Raw genomic sequence first — 24,244 nt, 5'->3', positions numbered from 1 at the left:
AAAATATTTGCTTATTGTGAAAAATGAGTACTGATCGCGCGGAACATAGCATAATGTTTGGCTGTCCAGTTTAAACTTTTGTCGGTAAAACGATAATTAGCTGAGTTTTTAACTATGACTAAGTTTTGATCTGGATCGATATAGATGTATTGATTGTAAATGCCCTGCGCAGAAAATTCGTCTTCAGCGCCAAGTGGCAACCACCATTGATAGCCATATCCAAAAGAAGAAGATGAAGCTGAATTGTTTTCGCCCGCTACAAGGTGTGGCGCATCGGCTGTCGTTGAATCAATCACCCATTGTTTAGGCACTATTTGCTGAGTGTTATGCTGTTTGTCAGTCCAGGTTCCTTGATTAAGATACAACCAACCTAATTTGGCATAGTCGCGCAAAGACACATTGAGCCCACCCAAGGCTAATTCCATGTTGTTATCATCTGCTAACCAATAGGCTTGATGCTCCATGCCTAAGGGCTGCCAAATTTTTTCGGACAAGTAGTGAGTTAGACTTTTACCCGTAGCGCGAGTTAACACCATACCCAACACTTGAGTATCGATACTCACATAATGATGATAGGTGCCTGGCTCTCTTTCCCTGTCTAATGAAGCTGAAAAATCATCTAAAGAAGTACCAAAAGCCGTGGCACGAGAAAACCTGTTAATGTCAGAATTAAAATCACCATAATCTTCGTTAAAACGCACGCCTGAAGATATTTGTAATACATCTTTGATGCTAACATCTTCATAACCACTGCCCATCAATTCTGGTACGTAATCAGTCACATCCTGTTCGATACTGGTCACAAATCCCTCATCAATAGCAATGCCCATTAACGCTGAAACAAAGGACTTAGCCATTGAAAATGAGATATGTTGCTTATCTTTGGCATGGCCTAACCAATAATTTTCATTCACAATTACCCCATCTTTTAACACTAACAAGCCCATTGTTTGAGTGTCTTCGAGAAAATCAGTTAATGACATGGTCTGATTTTCATAGTTAAAAGCGTTGGGTAAGGGTTTGGGTTCCTCAGTGAATGAAAAAGGCTCTGAACTTGCTGGGATGACTGTTGCGTTAAAGGACTCATACATTGTCAGAAAATTATGCGCTATTTTATCTTCATCGTATAAGGTCACGGCGGTATACAAACGGATCAGATTTTTTTGATAGATAACTAACAACACTATTACCACTATCAAAAAACCAAGACTCACGCCTTTTAAACTGAATGTTTTTTTCATTTTTTAAATTCCATTTGCACACTGTTAAAAATAAAGATGATGTCAATTACCTTAAATGAGACGTCAGTAAAAAACTATCTTATGTATGTACAAAATGAAAAAAAGCCGAGTAGTGATTACTCGGCTTTTTAATCAGACTAGGTTTTAATATTTACCTAGCAGATTGAAACGCCACTATCACTGGTACCCTTGCTGCCTGCCAAGCGGGAAATACCCCACTGATAAAACCAATCACTAGGGCCATACTGATACCTTGCACAAACAACTCCGAAGTAAGCTGAAAGCTAAACACTACTTGGGTAAAACTGCCGCCTAGCGTAGACGCATTCATGCCATCAAAAAAGATAAATGCAGCCAATGAACCCACTAAACTACCAATCACCGCTAAAGTCATCGCTTCGACCATAGTGCCAATAAAAGCCGATATATGACTAAAACCGATGGCGCGTAACGTAGCGATTTCCATCGCTCTGTCAGATACTGAGGTATACATAGTATTAAGCGCACCTGCTAAAGCCCCCAGTGCCATTATCGAACTGATTACCCAACCAAATATCGCCATGTACTGTAAACTTTTACCTTGCGTTGCAAAATAAGCGGATTCGGTTTGTACTTCGTGAGTCAATCTAGGCTCAGATTTTAGGTATTCGTTAATTGCCGCAAGATCACTGGGTGAACCAATCCTTGCTCGTACAGTTTGATAAGAACTACCGCGGTTGTATAAATTTTGAATCACCTTGGCATCGGCCCATAACTCACTTTCAAATACATTACCGCCAGTTGAGAACACGCCAACTACTTTCCAGGTATATTTACCAAAACGAATTTCCTGACCAAGATCGAAGCCGTCAAATTCACGCAATATACCCGCACCAACTATCAATTCATCAGTGCCAGGGGTAAACATTCGACCAGCTGTTAGGGTGAACCCCTTACGCATATCCACACCACGCTGATTTAGGCCTCGAAGCGGAATATTAGCTTCTATCTGAGTGCTTTTCTTAACCCCATCGACTATTACGTAGAGTTCAGGTGAAACAAGCGGACCTTGTTCATCTTTAACAATACCGGGAGCGTTTTCGATTAAGTTAACCTGGTCCCTGGAGGCTGAACTGTTTAATTCAGCCGCCGAACCGGTGCGCATAAAAAAGGCAACATCATCCGATCCGGCGCTTTGCATTGTGGCTTCAAACCCTTTTGCCATGGCCAAAAAAGCCAACAAGATGGCGACTACAACTGCACTGGCAAAAATCATCGCCAGTGACATCCATAAACGTCTAGGCAGACTGCGAATATTCATCACTATAACGGCAGTACTTTGCGACATAATGTTACTCATAACTAACCCCTATTAAATGCGGTGATAATATTAAGTCTCAGCGCGCTAATCGCCGGAGCAATGCCCGTGATTAAACCTAATAACAAAATGTACCCCAATGCTTGTAATACGATGTTTTGATCTAATACTAGATTAGGTAAAAATCGAGCTAAATTTTCTGATGCCCCCTGGATTAACAAATAGGCCGCACCTAGGCCTAATAAACCACCTAAAAATGCCAGTAAACAGGATTCGATAATGACCATTTTAAAAATACGTATCGATGCAAAACCTAAAGTTTTTAACACTGCAATTTCCCCAGTTCGTTCCCTAATTGCCAGTACCATAGTGTTACCTACAACGATCAAAATGGTAAAAAACGCCATAAACACCACACCAAAAATAATCAACCCGATATTACCGATTTGTTCAATAAAGGCTTTATTAAAGGCTTGTTCGGTACTGGTATCAGTTTCGGCATTGGAATTAGCAAAATTGCTATCTATGGCTTTGGCTACACTTTCATTCATCGACGCATCGACTGTGGTTAAGATTAACCAACCAATGCTATCTCCCCCCCAAGACTGGGTTTCTTTGAAATATTTGTAGTGAAACAAAAGATAACTGGTATCGGTTTTTTCTTCAGCGCCGGTAAATATACCTTCAACTACAAAATCCCATGTTTGCCCACCGTCTTTGTGGGAGAAAATGTTCGATGACAAGGGAATACGATCACCTACTTTCCAGCCGTTTGCCATGGCAATACGCTGGCCCACTAACACACTGGCTTGATTGTTTAACCAAGCTTTGCGCTGCTCTGGCTCTATGACTAATTCGGGATAAACCGCTAAGTAACTTTCGGGCTCTACAGCAAAGGTCACCACTTGATTCGCAGGTTGCTGATAATAACCGCCAAACCAATTGGCATGAGTGACTTGTTTGACCCCATCAATTGCCTTAGTTTTATTTACATAAGAATAAGGTAGAGGGTTAGTGAAGTTGGTTTTATGTACAACAACCAAACGATTGTCTGCCGACATTTCAACCCCCGAGTTTAAGGCGCCTCGTAAGGTCATAATGGCTCCAAAAATTAAAAACGCGATAAAAATGGCAAAGGTAGTGAGAAACAATCGCATCTTTTTTCGGGTTAAATTTTTATAGACTAAATACAAGTCTTTCATGCCAACAACTCCTCTGCTTTGACAAACTCCCCTTTATTTAGGTTCACAGTTTGCTTTGCAAATTTAGCCGCGGAAGGATCATGGGTCACCATAACAATGGTTTTGCCAAACTTTTCATTCAGAAGCTGTAATGTCTGTAAAATTTCGTCTGCAGTTTGCCTGTCCAAATCCCCCGTAGGTTCATCACAGAGTAAAAATTTAGGATCAGATACCACTGCTCTGGCAATCGCCACACGTTGCTGTTGACCACCGGACATCTCACTTGGCATATGATTGGCTCGGTCACTTAACCCCACAAGCTCTAGTGCTACCTTCACTTGTTTTTGTCGTTCGTTGCGGTTGAGGTTGGTCAGTAACAAAGGCAACTCCACGTTACGCGCAGCATTTAACATAGGCATCAAATTATAAAACTGAAAAATAAAACCTATGTTATTCGCTCGCCATTTGGCCAGTTGGCCTTCACTAAGGTTATCAATGCGCTGGCCATCGAAGGTAATTTGTCCTTCAGTAGGTTGGTCCACACCACCAAGTAAATTTAACAATGTAGTTTTGCCCGAACCTGAGGGCCCCATGATAGCGAGAAAGTCGCCTTCCTTAATTTGCATATTCAGATCATGAAAAATGCTAATGGTCTCTTTACCTTTAGTAAATCGTTTAGCCACTTGAGTTAATTCAAATAAATTGTCATTGCTCATGCTTTTATCCTCTTATTCCTTCGCAAAATGAATAAATTAGTTGTCTCTCATAAACCCAACTTTCACACCCATTTCGGGCAATATTCTCGAGTCTTCTAGTTCTATTTTAATTCTGACTTGAACTGTAGCCTTGGCTCTATCCGCTGTGGGTATAGTCGCAATAACTGAGGCTGGTATAGGCCAATCTGGATAGGCGTCTAAAGTGGCATTGACCTTTTGACCGGGATAAACACGGCCAATAAAGGATTCATTTACATCCACTTCTATTTCAAGAGAGCTCATATCCACTATGGTGCAGATACCCGTTCGCGTGAAGCCCCCTCCTGCTGACGATGGCGCCACTATTTCACCCGGCTGAGCATTTTTTTGTGTAACTACACCACTAAATGGCGCTCTGATGGTGTGGTCGTCTAAACGCTCTTGTTGCCGACGAATTTCAATTTTCGCCACCAATAAATCGGCGTCTGCACTTTCTAAATTAGCCTGCAAACTCTGTTGATTTGCAAATCCACGGGTGCGTTCGACTTCGCTTGAATAAGTATTATCAAGGGTGCGTTTATAATTGATTTTTGCTTCATCCAGATTTACTAAAATAGCTTTACGCCTAGCTTGCAACACCGCAAATTGCGCGCGGGCATAGTCAAGATTGACTTCAGCTAACTGACTATCAAGGGTAGCCAGAATTTGTCCTTCCTCAACGTTCATGCCTTCTTCTACATTCACTTGGGTAATTAAACCCATGACTTCTGAAGAAACGGTAGCCATACGTCTTGCGGTTATATAACCGGAGGAATTCAGAATAGTGTCACTGGGTTGAATATTTGGCTCTACTGACTCTGTAGGCACTGACGTACTTGACTGGACTTTGCGGTTACTTTCAGCAGCAAGGGGGTTACTTTGCTCCGCTATGCGCACAGGAGCAAAATAGCTAAGGGTGATCCAAACCGACAATCCACAACAGAACACCAACAATAATAAAATTTGCCAAGCCTTAATACCATTCGTTGTATGAGTTTGGCTCCTATCTAATTTGAGCTGCTGCAACAATTCACTTTTATCTGTCACCTGGACCTCTATTAAATTGACTATTTGTGTCTTAAAGATTACCCCCTTAAACCGAAAGGTAAAGGAGTGTTAAGACAATATTGACATATACAAACAAAAAACGGAGCGGCCAAACGTCACTAGTTTGATATGACAAAAGTCATAATTTAGAAGGAAAGTACAAGAAATAGTAGTTCTGAAATAAAATACAGGAGGTTATTGGCTGTCAGCAGGTTTTTCGACGATATAAGTTAATTCTGGAGAAAAGCGGCAAGAAAAAGTCGATCCTTTGCCCACTCGACTTTGTATATTTAACACTGAATTATGGTGAGACAAAACATGCTTAACTATAGAAAGGCCTAAGCCTGAACCACCAGTAGTGCGCGAGCGCGCTTTATCAACGCGATAAAAGCGTTCGGTTAGCCTTTCAATGTGTACTGGGGCAATTCCGTAACCGTTATCTTTTACGCTAAACTTGACTTGGTTATTCTCTAAAGCCCATTTTATCTCGATGACACCACCGTTGGGCGTATAATTAATTGCATTAAAAATCAAATTTGAAAAGGCACTTCGTAACTCACTTTCAATCCCATATACATATAAAATCGGTGAAATATCAAAAAATATTTTATGTTTTTTGTCCCGATTAAGCGCTTCAGCTTCAACCTGAATTTGCCATAACAATTGCGGCACATTAACCAGTTTCTCAAAGGTTCTTTCAGTGCTCGCTTCAATGCGTGACAATACCAACAGCTCTTCAATTAAACTTTGCATTCGCACAGATTGAGAGCGCATTTCAGAAATCGCTTTTTTCATCATTGGCGCTGGCATGTCACCATTTTCCGGCAACATTTCTAAGTAACCATTAATCACTGTTAAAGGTGTTTTCAACTCATGGGAAACATTGGCCACAAAATCTTTACGCATTTTCTCAATTTGAGTGAGTCGGGTGACGTCGCGGATGAGGATCATCAAATAATCGTCTTCGTATGGCACTAACCTAAATTCTAATACTTTGCTGGCATTAATCGGCGAGACAATTTCTAAAGGTTGATCAAAACGGTTGGCGTGATAGAAATTGATAAATTGTTCATCGTTAATGCAGTCATACACTTTCTGCCCCAAATCCTTAGGCCAACTCAAACCTAATTCAATTCGTGCTAATCGATTACACCAGATTATCTCAGAAGACTCATCGACTACAATTGCCGCATCGGGCAGGGCTTCGGAACCTTGTCTGAAACGACGAATAATCTCACCTAAGGCTTTACGCTTATTCCGATTTTTTACATTAGTCCCATAAATACCTTTATATATATGTGACCAGATACCGCCGGTTCTAGGAGGAGAAATCTTTTTACTATGCCACAACCAGTAATGAAGCCTGTAAAGCCGCCAGTAGTGCCAACCAAGCAATGCAAAGGCACCAAACAGTAGGGTTATGGTTAAATGTTCTAGATATAAACCAAGCAGTGTACAGAACGTCATAAAAACAATGACTCTCGCAATACTTCTCAGCCAAGGAAAAAAGTGGTACATCGAAAGGTAATATTCCTGTTTAAAGCGGTGAGACTATAGCTTTTTTCCGTGAAAACTTACAGCTAACAGTACTCACTAGGTCTTGCTAGAAAAACGATAACCTGCACCACGAACCGTTTGGATCATATGTTCATGTGAAAAATCTGACAAAGCTTTACGTAGCCTTCTGATATGCACATCTACGGTTCTATCTTCTACATAAACGTTGGTTCCCCATACATTGTCCAACAGTTGTTCACGGCTATAGACTCGCTCTGAATGAGTCATAAAAAAGTGCAATAGTTTAAACTCGGTAGGACCCATATCAATAGGCGTCTCATTAGAGGTCACACGATGGGACACTGGGTCCAGTTTTAATCCCTGATAATCAATCGCATCTTCGCTAGATGTGGGCGTGACGCGTCTAATCACAGCCTTAACTCTAGCCACCAATTCTTTTGGCGAAAAAGGTTTAGTCACATAATCATCAGCTCCAGCCTCCAAGCCTCTAATTTTATCTTCTTCCTCGCCTCTGGCTGTCAACATAATAATAGGGATATCCCGCGCATATTCATGTTGCTTGAGTTTTTTCGCCAATTGCACACCCGTGCCTCCTGGCAACATCCAATCTAACAAAATGAGATCAGGAAAAGGTTCGACTATTTTATCTAAGGCGATTTGATAGTCTTCCGCTTCAATCGTTTCATATCCCGATTGTTCGAGCACAAACTTTAACATGTCGCGGATGGGAGCTTCGTCTTCCACCAGTAAAATACGTTTTGCCATTTATTTAGTTTCCTTGCTACATCAACAACGCATTAGATTATTATGATTTTGTGTGACATTTTTATTACGGTTAGCATTTTAGTTTGCATTTATTCATCGAAAACAACGTTTAATAAGCGATCTGCTTTTTTAACCTTGACCGAACTGTGCCGCAAAACTCTTTTTTGCTCAACCAGTTGTCTATTCCCACTTTAGGTGAAATGACAAATTAACAACAATATAGAGCTAAAACTTTTACCCTACCTTAGTTATTTTTGGTTAAATTGGTGTGTCTGCATATAGCCACACTGCCTAAACCACTTTAAATAGCAATGAAACGCCCATTTTGAGCTCGTATAGGTATAGACGTCTTGTTTATTTTTTTTATTCCGCATATTCTTTGCATGCAGCCTATCTTAAGGAAATATGAATTTTGATGTCAAACGTCAAACAAGGGTTATCTAAAAAGCTTCTTTCCAGAGTTCTCTCGGTTTACTTTGTGTTAACCCTGATAGTAACTGCAGGCCAAGTTTTCACCGAATATTTAAACGCAAAAAGTCATATCGAAGGCGAGCTTAAAACCTTAAAAAACACCTTTAGTACCAGTTTAACCCGAGCTATTTGGGAGCTTAATACACCTCAAGCAAAATCTATCGCTGTAGGTTTGATGGAACTGCCAATCGTAGAAGGTGTGCAAATTCGAGATGAAAACAGCAATTATATTGCCGATTTAGGCCGTACTTCTAAATTAGTTGGTGAATCTATCACCAAAGGTGTTGTTAGAGACCACGCCGGCGGTACCTTTGGTTACAGTTTCCCATTAATCTTCGAGTTCTCTGGCAGAACATCATTAGTCGGAGATGTCACCTTATATTCAAGTTCAGCCATTATTTTTGGTCGAATTGAAGTCGGAATATTTTTCTTAGTGGGTAATGCCATAGTTAAAACTGCATTTTTAGTGTTTCTGTTTATGAGTGCATTTCGTACTATGTTGACCAATCCACTGAATGAACTGACTCAACAGATTTCCGATTTTAACCTAGACGATCCTGAGTCATCCAAACTGGATTTGAGCATCAATGAGGACAACGAATTAAAAGTATTGGAAACTTCCTACAATAAATTAATCGATGAAATGATTGAGTTTCAATCCAAACTTGCAGGCACGCAAAGTGAGCTGCAACAAGCAAACCTTAGATTAGACGACCAAAATATATCATTGGAAGAAGAAGTCGCTAAAAAAACTGCGACGCTAAGCAGGATCATGTTGGACTTAGAACAACAAAAAGATGAGCTGTTAATTAACCAACGTGAATTACGCCAAGAAAACGAAAACCGCCAATTTATCGAAGATGAACTGCGTAAACGAAATTCCGAATTAGCCACATCCATGGAAACCATACAAATGGCGAAAGACCAGTTGGTTGAATCGGAAAGAATGGCTTCATTGGGTGGGTTAGTAGCAGGCATTGCGCATGACGTTAATACACCTTTGGGTGTGAGTGTTACCGCCACCAGTTTTCTACAAGACAGGGTGAAAAAACTCCAAAGCGCATACGATGATAAAAAACTGACTGGCAGTACCATGACGTCGTTTCTGTCTGAAGCACAGCAAACTATCACGTTATTAACCAACAATTTAAACCGTGCTTCTGATCTTATATCAAGCTTTAAACAGGTTGCAGTTGATCAAACAAGTGAAGCGGAAAGAGAAATCAATGTTAGCGAGTATTTAAGTGAAGTCGTGCAATCTTTAGCACCTAATTTCAAGAAAACGCAACATACTATTAATATTCAATGCCCGGATGATTTATCAATCAAATGTGCGCCTGGAGTATTGGCTCAAATATTAACCAACATGATAATGAACTCCCTGATCCATGGCTTCGAAGATAAAACTAAAGGTGCCATAAAAGTAGAAATTTCTGAACAAGACAACAATCTTATTATCAATTACTCTGACGATGGAAGAGGTCTTGATGAAGGTACGTTAGCACGACACTTTGACGCATTTTTCACTACTCGCAGAGGTAAAGGTGGAAGCGGCTTAGGCACACATATAATGTATAACCTAGTCACCCAAACACTAGGTGGTGGAATAGAAGCCTTCAGTCAACCTGGCAATGGCCTTCAATACATAATCACTATCCCCGTTTAATTCTAATCAGCTTAAAGAATTCCCTGCGCGGCGGCGCGTCATCCCAAAACGGCTAGGGCTTTATGAGAAGGCAATTCTTTAAGCTCATTGGTATAAGCAAAATTTTGCCAATTCACATAGTCGTCAAGGTTAATTCCTGATAGTCTCTACAGCCTTTTTTAACAGCGCGGCTCTGCGCTCAAGCGGATTATTTTATGTGGTTTAAAAACCTAAAGCTTTACGCAATTACTCAAGACATGGATTTAAAAGAGCAAGACTTGGAAGACAAACTTGCTGAATTCAAATTTCGCCCTTGCGGCAGCCAAGAGTTAGCTACGATGGGTTGGGCTTCCCCCTTTAATCAAGGCGAGACATTAATTCACGCAACGGCAGGTAGGATTTGGCTAACCCTGAAGAAACAAGAGCGTATTTTACCCGCAGTTGTTGTTAATGCTGAACTTGCAGACAAAGTAGCACTGATAGAAGCTGAGACGGGTTCTCCTGTAGGCAAAAAAGCTCAGCAGGATATGAAACAAGAAATAATTCATCGTTTACTGCCTCAAGCATTCACCAAAAATAGTTATACACACGGCTTCATCTCTACCCAAGATAATTTGGTGGTGGTAGATTCGTCTGCAGATGGCAAAGCTGAAGCGTTCTTAGCCATGGTACGCAAAGCCATAGGTTCATTGCCCGTTGTTCCTTTGGCAAGACAATCTGTACAGGCTAATTTAACCTCATGGTTGAAAGATGACTCAGCGCCAACAGATATAGTAGTATTAGAAGAGGCTGAGCTAAAGGCGTTGGAAGAAGACGGCGCTATCATTCGTTGCAAAAATCAAGATTTGTACTGCGAAGAAATTGCACATCACATAGAAGCGGGAAAGTCAGTTCAAAAACTTGCTGTTGAATGGAATGAAACACTCACTGCGATTATCCAGGAAGATTTGAGCATTAAACGCGTGAAATTCACAGATGTAATAAGAGAACAAAACGACGACATTCCTAAAGATCAAATATTAGCTAGATTGGATGCTAATTTTGCACTGATGTCGGGCGAAGTAGTGCGTTTCGCTAAACGTCTAAAAGAAATGTTTAATTTAGATGATGAAAAGGTGAGTTAACACATAAGTGTTTTTTAATAAAAAGATGCTGGAATTATCAGCATCTTTAAAAGCGCTAAGATGCCTGTCTTATTGAAAGATTTGTTTGGCACTATCACGCAATTCGTCAAACTCATCACTAAGTAACACTGACAAATTATCAACAATTCCTTTTTCGATTGCCGCATTAAAAATTTCTTCTTTATGACTTTCAAACTTGCCGCAAAGTGCTGCACCTAATCTAACCAAATCTAGGTAAGAAGCCGTTTCAGATTGAACAGATAAGTCTTTCCAGTTCTGTGCTACGTTGACAAATTCTGGTTCAAAGCCCCATTCAGTCATAATACTGGCACCAATTTTACCGGCCATTTTATCAATCGCCAGATCTAGAAATGATGCATTTGCAAACACATCTGCATGACGCTCAGCTTCAGTCAGTATCGGTAGTACACCAATATTATGTACTAATGCCGCTAACATCATTGAGTCAAGGTAAAGGGCGCGGTTTTTAGTTTGTTTTGTGTGCACTTGTAAGGCAGCCAATGAACTAGCCACAATTCCAATGGTATCTGTCCAAACACGAGTCATATACTCTTTGACAATGGCATTTTTAGAAACAAATAATTGTTCCATAGCTAAAGCAGTGGAGATGTTTTTAATATGGTGCAAACCTATACGAGTAACAGCTTGTTGTGCGGAGGTGACTTTAACTGAACGTCCTAAATAAGCACTGTTTGAAATTTTTATCATACGTGCGCTTAATGACGGGTCTTGGCTAATAACATCAGCCATCGAACTTAAATTGATATCGGGATCGTCTGCAGCTCTCCTTACCTTCAAAGCAATCGCAGGTAATGTTGGTAGAACCAATGTATCGTTATTTATTTTCTCTACCAATATCGTAAGAAGTGCGTTTTCTGTAGCCATATGTTTACCTATATCCTGTCAAAACAAATTAACCCCTAGGGTAAGTCTATGAAAATAATTGTCTGCTGTCTCACCTAAACATTCCAACGAGCTAATTGCTGAAAGTAAAAGAATGTAAATGCTAGCATACTTTATTGTGCTAACTAGAGATGATAAACGCATTAAAAGCTAAAAATTTGTTATATTCCCGTTGAAAGAGAATAAATAACAGAATACAACAATAAAAAAAGGCGAAGCAATGAGAATTCTTTCAAGATTCTGCAGATCAGCAATAACGGTAGTGGTTTGTTCAATACTAATTTCATCATGTGATAATCCTACAAATGATAATACTCAGATACCTAAAGTCGCTGAAATATCCACAGACAAAAAAGCAGAATTATCTCTTATTGAGAGCAATGAAAGCAGACTTAATATTTATTTCCCCGTCACATTGTCTGCAAACATCAGCCATTTAACAGACAACCAACAACAGATGTTAGCAGTGTTAATTGAGGCCTCTGTGATTATGGACAACTTATTTTGGAAACAAGCATTTCCCCAAGATAAAAACGCTTTTTTGTCACTCATTAACGACCCAAAAGTACAAAATTTTGCTGATATCAATTATGGACCATGGGACAGATTAAATGGCGATAAACCTTTTTTATCTGATACAGATGAGAAGTTCTTAGGCGCGCAATTTTATCCTGAAGATATGACCAAAGCAGAGTTTGATTCAACTGACTTTGCTGACAAAGATGGACTGTATTCTATGGTTCGCAGGGATGAAGAAGGTAAACTAACGGCCATCTCCTACTCCACTTACTTTTCTAAAGAACTAAAAGAAGCGTCGTTACTATTAACAAAAGCAGCCAATTTAGCAGAAGATAAAAGCTTTGCTGCATACCTCAACTTGAGGGCTGAAGCGCTGTTGACTGACAATTACCAACCTTCTGACTACGCGTGGATGGATATGAAGACCAATCCTATCGAATTGGTTTATGGACCCATTGAGACATATGAAGATAAATTGTTTGGTTACCGGGCAGCATTTGAATCTTATGTGTTATTGAAAGACTTGGTTTGGAGTGAAAAGCTCAGTAAATACGCCTCTTACTTACCAGAGCTACAACTTGGTTTACCCGTAGAGGCAGAATATAAAGCACAAATGCCTGGCGCAAATGCTGACTTAAATGCCTATGATGTCATTTATTACGCCGGCCATTCAAATGCAGGCAGTAAAACCATCGCCATCAACCTACCTAACGATGAAGAAGTACAACTAGCCAAAGGCACTCGCAGATTACAACTCAAAAATGCCATGCAAGCTAAGTTCGATAACATTTTAGTGCCTATTTCTAAGCAACTGATTGTGCCTGAACAACGTAAACATATTACCTTCAACGCTTTTTTCGCAAATACTATGTTTCACGAAGTAGCTCATGGGCTGGGCATTAAAACAGTATTGGGCAGTGAACAAACAGTTAGACAGGCTTTAAAAGAACATGCATCCGCTTTAGAAGAAGGTAAGGCCGATATATTAGGGCTTTATATGGTGCAACAGTTATTGGCCAAGGGCGTAATAGATGAGGGTATGTTGCAAGACTATTATGTGACGTTTATGGCGGGGATCTTTCGTTCTGTTCGATTTGGCGCATCTAGTGCCCACGGAAAAGCCAATATGATCAGGTTTAACTTTTTTCAGGAATACCAGGCTTTTAGTCGCAACAGCGAAGGGTTTTATTTAGTCGACATGCAAAAAATGGGTGATGCTATTGATGCATTATCAAACAAAATACTCACTCTACAGGGTGATGGTGATTACGATGGCGTGGCGAAGTTAGTAGCAGATAAAGGCGTAATCAGAACACAACTACAGCAAGATCTCGACAAGTTAACCGCTGCGGACATTCCTGTCGATGTAGATTTCACACAAGGCATTAAGGTGTTAGGCCTTTAATTTATACAATAACCAGCCAAGTATTGAGCTTACACAAATCTGTGTAAAGAAGTTCTCACTCAGCTCAATACTTGCTATCACTTCAAAATATTGTGCTTATTATAATTTAGTGTCTAGCTCATAAAGAACGTCAATTATATTAAAGCATTGTAATTATGAGCACTCAAATACAGCTGGCGTTTTAGTGACTCAGATACTTGAAATTGCTATGCACATAATCGACTAATGAATCTATAGGCAAAGGTTTAGAATAAAAATAACCTTGTATCAAGGTGTTCTCACCACCACATAAGGTGTTTGTGCAATTGAGTTGCTCACTTGTCTCTATTCCCTCAACAACAATATTCAGTCTAAGCGCTTTGGCCATTGCAGATATGGCACTTATTATCACGGCATCATCACTAGTGGTTTCTTGAGTTAGTCCAATAACAAATGACCGATCGATCTTTAAGATGTCGAGTGGGAATTTTTTTAAATAACTTAATGACGAATAACCTGTGCCAAAATCATCAATTGATAATTTGACGCCGAGAGTTTTAATTTCCTGTAATTTAGAAATATTTTCCTCGGGATTAGTCATAATAATACTCTCAGTTAGCTCAATCTCTAACAACGCAGGGTTAGCCCCCGTGTTTTTAATCATACCTTGTAAAGTACTAACAAATTTAGGTTTGTTTATTTGTTTGACAGAGACATTTACTGAAATACTGACACTTGCCATTTCCGAATTTTGCCACTTAACCAGCTGCTCGCAAGCCCTGCGAATAACCCAATAGCCTATTTCGACAATTAACCCAGTGTCCTCTGCTATAGGTATAAATTCTATCGGTGAAATAATACCTAAAGTACTATGGTGTAAGCGAAGTAACGCCTCTGCACCTTCTACTTTTCCAGTGATTGAATTGACTTGAGGTTGATAGTACAGCTCAAACATATCTTGTTTTAGTGCTTCGCGCATATACTCTTCGAGCTTCAAGCGATTTAACGACCGCTCATGCAACTCTTTTGAATGCAAACGATAGCAGCTTTTTCCACTTTCTTTGGCTTCATGCTTCGCCATATCAGCGTATTTAATCAGGTCTTCTGCATTGGTACCGTCAATTGGATAAATTGAAATACCGATACTCGCAGTAACAACAAGACTGTAATGCTCTACGACTATCGGTTTTGGGATGGCGCTAATGATTCGTTTAGCTATTTGCGTAACCTTGTCACTGTCGCCACAGTCACTCAATAGAACGGTAAATTCATCGCCACCTAATCGGGCCACTTGTGACTCACTTACGCCTTCACTATTACGCGTGATGACATCGCTTGCTCTAAGTTCTGCCGTTAATCTAGAAGCCACTTCCTTTAAAACTACGTCGCCATAGCGATGACCTAATGTATCGTTGATACGTTTGAAGCTGTCTAAATCAATAAACATCACTGCCATTGTTGTATTTCGTCTTGCAGATTGTGCAATAGATTTAGCAAGTTGCTCAGTAAAAAATTGCCGATTAGGTAACTTAGTAAGAGGATCATAGTATGCTAAATACTGCAGCTCTTTTTCACGGGTTTTGAGACGTTTTTGATAAGCATGCGAACGCAACATATATTTAATACGGTGCTGGATTAACGACCACTTTATAGGCTTTGATAAGAAGTCTGTTGAACCAACCTCAAAAGCCTTTTCAATGGACTCGTAATCATCTGATCCCGTGATCATTAAAATAGGAATGTATTGGCCTGTATTCGTCGCCCTAATTTTAGTACACACTTCATAACCATTTAGTATTGGCATTTTTACGTCAAGTAACACTATGTCTGGTAAAAAACGGCAATAAGTTTCGAATGCTACTTCGCCATTTTCCGCCTGTTCCACCTCGTAACCCTGTGCTTTGAGCGTTTCATTTAAGATTAATAAATGGGTTCGGTCGTCATCACAAATGAGTACTTTTTTCTTAGTAACTGAATCGGTTTTCATTCATCGACCTTTTTTGATTTTTTAAACGCTTTTATTGTTTCATCAAGCGTTTCCTCTAACGAGGTGAAGAGCGAGTTAACTTTTTCATTGTTGTTAAGTAATGCTTGCGCTTCTATTTTAGACGAAAGTTCGAGGACTTTTATCGCACCAACATTGCCGGCCATGGATTTAAACGCATGGGCAATTTGTGAAATTTCTGCATTGTTAACATCACGCACCGCAACCCTCATATTAGGTAGTTTTTCGTTTGCTTCCTCAGTAAAAATTTCAACCAACTTAGTTAACATGTCGTTACCCGTCACCATCTCAATTTCTCGAAGAGAAGAAATAATAGTCTCATCAATATAGGGGGATTGTGCAATAGGCCTATTTGTTTTTAAGTTTACCCTTGCATCAGTTTGTGTGGTGGATTTAAGGACGATTTTTTCAGATAAAAATTGCTTAAGTGTTTTTAACATTTCGGCAGAGTTGAATGGTTTGGTCATAAATCCATTCACATTCGCCGCCAACCATTTATCTTTATTGGAATGACTATGATCTGCAGTCAAAGCGACTATGGTTGGTAACTTTTCGTGATGAGCTTGTTGTAAGATTAGCTTACTAGCTTCAAGCCCATCTAATACAGGCATTTGATAGTCCATAAAGATAAGGTCATATTCAGTGTCATGGGCCATTTGCACCGCTATCATGCCATTATCTGCAATATCAATTTCAACGCCAAGTTGAGATAGTATTCCTTTTGCAACCTCCTGATTGGTTTTCACATCTTCAACCAATAATACTTTTGCACCAAAATAATGACTATTACCAAAATCGAGTGGGCTCGCATTATCTAAACTATCCTCAGAAATGCCTTTAATTTCATTTATTGCATCCACGATGTGCTTTTTAGTAGCGGGTAACGTCAGTATTGTCATTTGGTTCATCTCGTCATGACCTAAATCTTTCGCAGACGAGCAGCACAATATAATACGATGTTTTTCGGTTTCTAAGAAATCGGTACCTCGGATTTGTGCAAAGTAACTTTCTTCAATTAACAACACACTGTTCTGATCAAATGATTTGTTGATGTCTAGTGTTTCATTTACGCCATAGCTGTATTTGCATCTGTCTAAAACATTTATACAGTTTTGCAGGACTAATTCACTGCTAAAAAACAATTCAGTATGCAGCTGAACTAAATCGTTAGTTAGCTCTTTAGTTTTAGTCACCGTACGCAGGGGTAAATGGATAGTAAACTGCGTACCTTTATTTTTCTCTGATGCAACGGCAATCGTACCTTCCATTAGTGTAACTAAGGTTTGCGTGATATTTAAGCCTAGGCCTGAACCACCAAAACGCCTGGTCGTACTTGATTCAGCTTGTTCAAAAGGATCAAAAATATTAGCGAGTTTATTAGTCGCAATACCAATTCCTGAATCTTGTACTTCAATTACCGTTTGGCCAGCCTCGTTATAAACATTGATTTTCACATAGCCAGACTCAGTAAACTTAATCGCATTTCCCACTATATTTGTAATTATCTGTCGTACTCTAACGGGATCGCCAAGAACTTGGCTTGCACAGTCCACTGAGATAGTTACCCCTATATCCAATCCTTTCTCATGGGCTCTTCCGGCTAGGTGGTATATAGCTTCTTCAACTGTGTCGTGTAAATCAAAACTAATCTCTTCCAGTGAGACCTTATTCACTTCCATTTTTGAGAAATCTAATATGTCATTAATCATTTCTAATAACATTTCAGAAGAGCGATGCGCTGTGGATGCATATTTTCGCTGTATTTTGTCAAGGCTAGTGTTTAATAACAATTCGCCCATTCCCAAGATACTATTCATTGGTGTGCGAATTTCATGGCTCATGGTTGCTAGGAATATAGATTTTGCTTGCGCAGCTTTTTCAGCCCCATGTTTGGCTTGTTTTAGTTCAACATTGGCTAAGGTAAGGTCATTGGTGCGCTCGCTCACTTGCTTTTGTAATTCTTGCTGAAACTTAAGCTGACGTCGCATTTTACGCTTATATTGCAGATAAAAATAATAGAGTATGGAAAGCACCACTATTACGTACACAAAAAGAGCTAATTTACCTCGCCAAATCGGAGGGTGAACAATAATCGGGATATCTATTGTGTTGGTAGTTGGCACACCATCAGCATTAAAACCATTCACTCTCAGCATGTAGTGCCCATCAGGAATACTAGAAAAAGACATCCGTAAATCATTTCCAGTATTGATGACATCTTCATACAAGCCTTCAAGTGAGTATTCTAAGCGATTGTTTTTAGAGTCTGTAAAATCTAGTACTGCGAATTCAAAACTAACAAATGAATCGGTATATTCCAGTTCTATTTCACCATTTTTATTGAGCATATCCAGTAAAGACAAAGGCTTATTTGCCTTCGAGAGCGAATGCAAACGCAGAGGCGCAGAATATTGTTCTCTATTAATTTTATCTGGTTCAAAGCTATTGAAACCATTGGCCCCTCCAAAAAAGAAACGTCCACCAGCATCTTGATAAAATGCACCTGAGGTGAAGTCCTTACCTTGAAGACCATGAGAGGGTAAGAAATTTGTTATTTCATTGGCTGTTGAAATTGCTGACAGTCCTTTAGCATGACTGACCCAAATATTATCCTCCTTATCGACGAGGATGCCGTAGATAGAATTACTATTTAGGCCGTCTTCTTCAGCATAATATTTCGCTTCTAGAATAGCACTGTCGATTGATGCCTTATTTAGTTTTAAAACACCGGTTTCTTGTGTACCAGCCCACAAATAATCTGGAGTATTGTGTAATACAAAAATATTGTCACTTAGTATTCTATTCTCAGGTTCACTTTCTTTAGAAAATACTTTAATGGTTTTGCTAGTCAGATCGAGAACGTTCAATCCCCCACCAATAGTGGCGATCCACAGTCTACCTTGGTTATCTTCGACAATATCCACTAAGTTCTTACTACTGAGTGATGAGGTACCTTTATTAGTTGCAAGATAATGGGTAAACACTCCATCTTTAGATAAAATATTTAAGCCCCCTCCAAAGGTCGCAATGGCTAAGTCACCAGATGACAGTTGTTTGAGTTTACTTATCGCATTTGAACTTAATGAATTTTGATTATTTGAATCCTTTTTAAATTGGATGATTTTGCCAGTGTCGGGGTGATATTTAAATAATCCGGCTCCGAACGTCGCGATCCATAAATATTGTTCATCATCGGCGACAATCGACATTACTCTTTCATCAGTTAATGCAGGGAATGTGCTGGAATTGATAAAAGAAATGTCATTGGTCACATTGTTAACAACACTTATCCCGCCGCCAAAGGTACCAATATAATGAGTTGCAGATTTGGGGTCGTATGCAAAACTTGTGACTACATTGTTTTTTAGTAAATTTTCGGTTGTTTTATTCTGCGCTAATAGACTAAATATACGTTGTTTTGCATTCCACCGACTTACGCCCCCCATAGTGCCAACCCAAACAACATCGCCGGCATCTTGAAAAAGTGAAACAACTCTATTACTAATTAAACTAGTCCGTGAACTACTTTTATTTTTATATAGAAACGCTTGTTTTAATACTTTGTTGTAACTACAAAGTCCTTGCCCCGTTGCAATCCAAATAGTATTGGTTGTGTCCTGCAGAATATCTGAAAACTCACTGCCACATTGCTCAGTTATGGATGGGTGCTGAACAATATTCTGGCTATTTTGCAGGTTGAAACTAAAAACAGTCTTTTCTTTATTGATGGCCCAAATATCTTCATTTTTAGATACATACAGTTTAGCAATACTGTTGTCTGGCATCTGTTTATTGATATACGTTAAGGGGGAAAACACATTAGTTGATAGGTTATAGTGATAAATACCTAGCTTTTCGATTGACACATAAACCAAATTACGACTGACGACGGCATCCCCCACATTGTCACTAGGGAGCTCAAAAGTACTCTCTGATGAAATATGTTGGATTGTATTTTGCCTAGGATTAAATGAATAAATACCTTGATTGCTGGTAACAAACCACAAATTACCGTTTGGCAATTCTATAATATGTTTAAACTCAGTATTAACTGGAAAATCGTTTCGAGTCGACAGTCGCTCAAAGCCATCTGTCTCAGGTAAAAACAAATCGACACCGCCTCGGGATGCAATCCAAAGTCTGCCTTCACTGTCTCTTAGAATGTCATTTATCCAGTTATTTGACAGCGACTTTTTTGAATTACGGATGACGTTATAGTGTGAAAATGTTTTACCATCGTACTTTGCTAGTCCATCTTGCGTACCTAGCCAAATATATCCCTGCGTGTCTTGGGCAATTGTATTGATAACAGGATTAATTGGTTCGACTTCAGGATCGACATTATTGAAATGAATAGGTTGGAACGGAGGCGAAAACAGATCATAGGATTTAGCCGTTGCAAATGGTGCGCTCGCCAAAACTAAAAATACAAGCATAAACTTGAACAATTTATTGGCTACAAAAGCTGAGGTTAGACTTTTTATGCTGCGCCCCCTGAAACATTACTATTATTAGTATCGACAATAATAGACTCTAACAAATAAAAGCCGACAAACATAAAATATGTTGTCGGCTTGAATTGCCAATATTTTTACTCGTGGTTGACCCACTCTCTTAAAATTGAATCAGTATTGAAGGAGGTTTTTCTCCATAGTTGCGACTCTGTGTTAAATGACGTGTTGCGCCATAACTGCGAATCAGCATTAAACGAAGTATTACGCCACAGTTGTGAATCTGCACTAAAGGATGTATTGCGCCACAATTGTGAATTGCTATTGAAACTTGTGTGTCTCCATAACTGAGAATCAGCATTGAACGAAGTGTTTCTCCAAAGTTGAGAGTCAGCATTAAATGAGGTGTTTCTCCACAACTGAGAATCACTGTACACACCAGACCACTCTAACCCTTCGATACCTGGAATATAATAATCCCCCTCATTTTCGTGACGTCGTGCTGGACCAATAAAATGCTCTTCACCCGACAAATCTTTTTCAATCGATAAACCCGCGTTACTGCAGCCCATAGCGGTACTTTCGATAGCGGCCATAGCATCCACTAAGCCTGCGCCTTGTTGAAAAACACTAAAAGCCAATGCACCAGTTTCAGTTGTGGCTGTTTTGGCGGTTTCAATTAATCGGCACTTAATGTCATCAGGAGACAAGTTTGGATTAGCCTGCAGCATAAGAGCAACTATACCACTGGTCACAGCCGTTGATTGAGATGAACCTGACAATTCAAAGTAATTGTGGGCATCCTTATCTTTATCGTTATAGATGGCATAGGTTTCACGTATCAACGTATCTTTATCCATCACGCCAGCAATATGCCCACCCGGAGCAACCAGCTCTGGTTTGACGAAACCTTCAAATGTTGGGCCAGCACTTGAGAATGTTGTCACAAAATCATCATTTAAGTTAGACGGCGTATAGTTATCTGATACTGCACCAACGGTAATAACATATGGCGTGTTTCCAGGTACACCAATCGTCATTGCTTCTGGGCCTCTGTTACCCGCAGCAGCAATAACAGTGATGCCAGCGTCCCATGCTCTCATTAATGCTTGGTTAAGTGGATCATCCCAATAGTATGAGCTTGGAATTGCACTAAATGATAGATTGAGTACCTTAATGTCAAGTACATCTTTATTATCAACTACGTAGTCTAGTGCCGCTAAAATTGCGGTATAACTTGATTGCCCTTCTTCATCAAAGGCTTTTAACACCACTAAATTTGCGTCTGGGGCTATGCCGTTATAACTTCCAGTTGAATTTCCATTTACATCAACAGCAGGACTTGAGTTGGTGATAATACTCGCTAAATGGGTGCCATGACCGTTAAAGTCATTTCGCTTAGCTTGCCCTGCGTTATCAGACGTATCCAATACATCAACAATGGTAATATTTCGTACACCCTGAGTGGTTAATAGAATTTCCGGTAAATCTCTAATTCCCGTATCTAATATCGCAACTGTCACACCGTAACCGGTATACCCTTGTTGATGAGCAAGGTTAGCTTTGACCAACGTTGGATAATTAGTATCACGTTCGGCACCTTTTTCGCCGCTATTATCCGGCACTATTACTTTCGCAGTAACACCATCGGTAAATTGGACAGATAACTCGTATTCATCGTTAAAGGCAGAACTAAGGATCTCAAAAGCAACTCGTATTTCAATTGCTTCAAGGTTGGTTATTTCAAAAGGTTGATTAAACACCACTTTATTTTCATCATTTAAAACGTATGACACTAAAGATTGGTTGATCTTAACAGATTGAATTGCCGCATTTTCACTAGGAAAGCTCAGATTTAACAGTTCCAACTCTCGCATATAGTCTGCTCTATTAGACACCTGCCAACTAACTTCATTGGTTTCTGCATGGAACACCACTTTACCCGCTACCTTTTCGCCATCAGCTTCATCCGAGTTTGCTGTGGAGTATGTAGATGGCGCATTTGTTGGCGTATTTGATGGATGTTCAGCATCACTTTCGGTTTGAACATTTTCGCCAAAGGATACTTGGTAGTCAGCAGCGGAAACTGTTTCAATTGCCTTAAACTTGATTTTTACATTAACTGCTTGCCCAGCACCTAACTCCATTTGCTCCTTTTCAGACAATACAATTGAGTCATTAAGTTGTATTTTTTTAGCAGAAACCTTTTTACCGTTAATTTTAACTGACTTAATCTGTTTATTTTTGTTAGGCATGTTCAAGTTGATAGCGTTTATGACCACAGTATCATTACTGCTATTAACACCCTTCCATGTAGCGGTTTTCTTCTTTAAATTAAAAGAAACATTATCACTAGAGAAAGACTCGATAACGCTTGAAACGTTTACTTCTTGCCCTTTAAATGACCTAAGCATTGGATTGAGTATCTTAAGCTCATTTAATTGGCTAATGGATAACTTTACCGACACTGCATCTATTACAGAATACTCGTGAACGATGATTCCGCCGACATTATCTACGTTTTCAATAATCGTCGCTTTATTCGCACCTTGAAGTATGTATTCAACCTGTGTCTCAAGTGGTGATTTTTCGGTGTAAGTCGAACTAACGCCTAGTGCGAAAGCGACTATCCCAGCAATAGCTAGATATTTCTTCATTTAATACGACACCTTGAGTTACGGAACTAAAATGAGAAAACTGAATATCAACTAAACAAGAATTGATTCGGTTAACTCTCCATGTAACAAGCATAGGGCATTTAACATGCCACTTTTTTCACGCCATATCAGGGGGTTATTGTTCATATTTTATGAAATCAAGCAAAAAAACTAAAATTATGAACAAGCCAATGAGTCATGTATATATTTAACTTAAAATATGAACCCACAAATGAATGTTAAATTGAAATAAAAAATGTTCACTAATTAATTAAATAGGCAATATCGTATTTTTTAAAGCGTCGATGATTATTAGCCAAAGGTATAATGGATGGCGGAAAGCTAGAAGGCTACTATGCGGTGTCTATTATTGAGTGCTCTTGCTCCAGTAGACTCCAAGAGCACAATCAAGTTTGTAATGATAATGTTTAATTTCAGGGTTACCAAACATGTGTTTTGCAGTTAACACTCAGCTTGTTAGAAGACGACAACTATGAAGGTGGGCATATTAGTAGTAGATAAATGTGTAACCAAGCCACATTTCCCAAAAGATTTTGTTTATTTAACCATTGCGGATGTTCCCGTAGATATAGACTTAAACAACGGATTAAAGTTTTGGATTTAAACTAAGACAACTATAAAATCTTTGTTTAAAAACAAAACTGTCTAACTAGGGATTAATATTTGATAACCAACGAACAACCGCAACAAGAAGCCTACCATCAAGATAGTGCAGATTTGCTTTATCGGAACGCTAAAGCGGGTATTTTGGTGACGCTTTTCGCTTCTAGCCTTTTGGTCTTTGGCTTTAATACAGCTGAAATACAAATTCAAAAATACATTTGGTGGATTGGCATGACAATCCTCATGTTGATCAGAATGATTGACGTTTATCGCTGGAAAAACGTTAACAAAGAGCAAAATGGCGATGCCAGAAAAGCAGTGAACCGTTTTGTTTTAGGTACACTGGCTAGTAGCATAATGTGGTGTGTCTATTGCCTGTATGTTTTGAGTTATGCAGACAATACCGAACTCGCTTGTATGATCATTATCGTATCAGCCTTAGCAGGGGGCGCAGCAACTGTATTGGCTGCTCATAAGTTAACGGCGATGAGTTATGCACTTATTATGTTAGGCCCGTTTTCAATTGGCATGCTGTTATCTTTCGAATATTACCAACAGATCCTTGGCTTGTTAGGTCTTGCGTTTAGTCTCGTAATGATGATTACTGCAAAAAATCTGCAGATTTCACACTAAATGCCATTCGCTTAAAAAATGAAA

The 24,244-nt window shown here is 39.4% G+C and carries 15 protein-coding genes; 4 read left to right on the top strand and 11 right to left on the bottom strand.

What is annotated here, in order from left to right:
* Positions 1 to 11: 11 nt before the first annotated feature.
* The 7 genes from QZ488_RS02835 to phoB form a co-directional block, all read right to left on the bottom strand.
* The gene (locus QZ488_RS02835) at positions 12 to 1,241 is read right to left on the bottom strand and encodes a serine hydrolase (RefSeq protein WP_293746125.1); all 1,230 of its coding nucleotides are present in this window, start codon (positions 1,239 to 1,241) and stop codon (positions 12 to 14) included.
* Between the two features lie 151 nt (positions 1,242 to 1,392).
* Positions 1,393 to 2,580 carry an ABC transporter permease gene (locus QZ488_RS02830; RefSeq protein ID WP_293746124.1) on the bottom strand — a complete coding sequence of 396 codons (1,188 nt, stop codon included), beginning with the start codon at positions 2,578 to 2,580 and terminating at the stop codon, positions 1,393 to 1,395.
* Positions 2,581 to 2,582: 2 nt separating this feature from the next.
* A complete protein-coding gene (locus QZ488_RS02825; protein ID WP_293746123.1) occupies positions 2,583 to 3,740 on the bottom strand; it encodes an FtsX-like permease family protein in 1,158 nt (385 codons plus the stop codon).
* Positions 3,737 to 4,435 (bottom strand): ABC transporter ATP-binding protein, encoded by a 699-nt coding sequence (locus tag QZ488_RS02820; RefSeq protein WP_293746122.1) that lies wholly within the window; start codon positions 4,433 to 4,435, stop codon positions 3,737 to 3,739. Before QZ488_RS02820 ends, QZ488_RS02825 begins: the two co-directional genes overlap by 4 nt.
* A 36-nt stretch (positions 4,436 to 4,471) precedes the next feature.
* A complete protein-coding gene (locus QZ488_RS02815) occupies positions 4,472 to 5,500 on the bottom strand; it encodes an efflux RND transporter periplasmic adaptor subunit (RefSeq protein WP_293746121.1) in 1,029 nt (342 codons plus the stop codon).
* 195 nt (positions 5,501 to 5,695) lie between these two features.
* Positions 5,696 to 7,018, bottom strand: a complete 1,323-nt coding sequence (phoR, locus tag QZ488_RS02810; protein WP_293746120.1) for a phosphate regulon sensor histidine kinase PhoR — start codon at positions 7,016 to 7,018, stop codon at positions 5,696 to 5,698.
* A 75-nt stretch (positions 7,019 to 7,093) separates the two neighbouring features.
* Entirely contained in the window at positions 7,094 to 7,783 is a 690-nt protein-coding gene (phoB, locus tag QZ488_RS02805) for a phosphate regulon transcriptional regulator PhoB (RefSeq protein WP_293746119.1), read from the bottom strand.
* 415 nt (positions 7,784 to 8,198) lie between these two features.
* On the opposite strand from phoB, the gene QZ488_RS02800 reads away from it, so the two are divergent.
* Both QZ488_RS02800 and rdgC read left to right on the top strand, forming a co-directional pair.
* Positions 8,199 to 9,920 carry an ATP-binding protein gene (locus QZ488_RS02800; RefSeq protein ID WP_293746118.1) on the top strand — a complete coding sequence of 574 codons (1,722 nt, stop codon included), beginning with the start codon at positions 8,199 to 8,201 and terminating at the stop codon, positions 9,918 to 9,920.
* 194 nt (positions 9,921 to 10,114) lie between these two features.
* Positions 10,115 to 11,023 carry a recombination-associated protein RdgC gene (gene rdgC / locus QZ488_RS02795; RefSeq protein WP_293746117.1) on the top strand — a complete coding sequence of 303 codons (909 nt, stop codon included), beginning with the start codon at positions 10,115 to 10,117 and terminating at the stop codon, positions 11,021 to 11,023.
* Between the two features lie 69 nt (positions 11,024 to 11,092).
* Here rdgC and QZ488_RS02790 read toward each other — a convergent pair whose 3' ends face one another.
* Entirely contained in the window at positions 11,093 to 11,929 is an 837-nt protein-coding gene (locus QZ488_RS02790; protein WP_293746116.1) for an HDOD domain-containing protein, read from the bottom strand.
* A gap of 238 nt (positions 11,930 to 12,167) precedes the next feature.
* On the opposite strand from QZ488_RS02790, the gene QZ488_RS02785 reads away from it, so the two are divergent.
* Positions 12,168 to 13,871 (top strand): Zn-dependent hydrolase, encoded by a 1,704-nt coding sequence (locus QZ488_RS02785; RefSeq protein WP_293746115.1) that lies wholly within the window; start codon positions 12,168 to 12,170, stop codon positions 13,869 to 13,871.
* Between the two features lie 181 nt (positions 13,872 to 14,052).
* Here the strand turns inward: QZ488_RS02785 and QZ488_RS02780 are convergent, their stop codons facing one another.
* The 3 genes from QZ488_RS02780 to QZ488_RS02770 all read right to left on the bottom strand — a co-directional run bounded on the left by QZ488_RS02780 (position 14,053) and on the right by QZ488_RS02770 (position 22,963).
* Positions 14,053 to 15,837 (bottom strand): EAL domain-containing protein, encoded by a 1,785-nt coding sequence (locus tag QZ488_RS02780; protein WP_293746114.1) that lies wholly within the window; start codon positions 15,835 to 15,837, stop codon positions 14,053 to 14,055.
* Complete coding sequence (locus QZ488_RS02775) at positions 15,834 to 20,291, bottom strand: two-component regulator propeller domain-containing protein (RefSeq protein WP_293746113.1); 4,458 nt, start codon at positions 20,289 to 20,291, stop codon at positions 15,834 to 15,836. The genes QZ488_RS02780 and QZ488_RS02775 overlap by 4 nt, the downstream gene beginning before the upstream one ends.
* Positions 20,292 to 20,446: 155 nt before the next feature.
* Positions 20,447 to 22,963, bottom strand: a complete 2,517-nt coding sequence (locus QZ488_RS02770; RefSeq protein ID WP_293746112.1) for a S8 family peptidase — start codon at positions 22,961 to 22,963, stop codon at positions 20,447 to 20,449.
* A gap of 684 nt (positions 22,964 to 23,647) precedes the next feature.
* Here QZ488_RS02770 and QZ488_RS02765 point away from each other — a divergent pair.
* A complete protein-coding gene (locus QZ488_RS02765) occupies positions 23,648 to 24,220 on the top strand; it encodes a hypothetical protein (protein WP_293746111.1) in 573 nt (190 codons plus the stop codon).
* Positions 24,221 to 24,244: the final 24 nt, after the last annotated feature.

This window comes from uncultured Paraglaciecola sp., assembly GCF_913020055.1.
Classification (GTDB): domain Bacteria; phylum Pseudomonadota; class Gammaproteobacteria; order Enterobacterales; family Alteromonadaceae; genus Paraglaciecola.
Note: the sequence above shows the minus strand (reverse complement) of the source record. Positions and strands in the feature narration are given on the sequence as shown.